The organism is Lactobacillus sp. C449L, from assembly GCF_059900815.1.
On the sequence record NZ_JBWXGA010000245.1, the window covers coordinates 1 to 451 of the forward strand.

Sequence of the window (451 nt, forward strand, 5' to 3'; positions counted from 1 at the left end):
GTAACAAGGCGGGGCGCCACCCGATGTTGTTGTTGCGATTCGTCGCATCATTGTTGTTCCAGTTGCGAGCGGAATTGTTGCCGCGTATAGCGCGGTTGGCGCCCAAACAGCCTAAACCTAAACCCTATGTTTTTATGACGAGCGCATCCAACCTCCGAGGATGCGTCCGATTTCGTTCAGCTTCTCTTGAAGCTGATAGTGCCTGCCTTTGCTCAAATACTTCTGTTGTAGTGCCACATTGAATAGCACCAACAAAAGCTTAATCTCCGCGTCAATCTCCTCCTGCAGAACGCGGCGGCGGCTCTTGATGTTGTTGGCAAGCGTGATGTTTCGTAACATGCGATAGAGAGCTTGCTTGATCTCTTGGCACAGCGCGAACTTTTCTGCTTTCGGGAAGTTTTGAATGACTGGATAGCAATCTAGTAACAGCACTTCCGCTTTCTTGTATAGC

Annotated in this window: 1 protein-coding gene; it reads right to left on the reverse strand. The window is 49.7% G+C overall.

Features of this window, described 5'->3' with window-relative positions; all coding sequences use genetic code 11:
- Window positions 1-132: 132 nt before the first annotated feature.
- A partial coding sequence (avd, locus tag AC2JF9_RS09240; RefSeq protein WP_500727179.1) for a diversity-generating retroelement protein Avd occupies window positions 133-451 on the reverse strand: 319 nt, incomplete at its 5' end.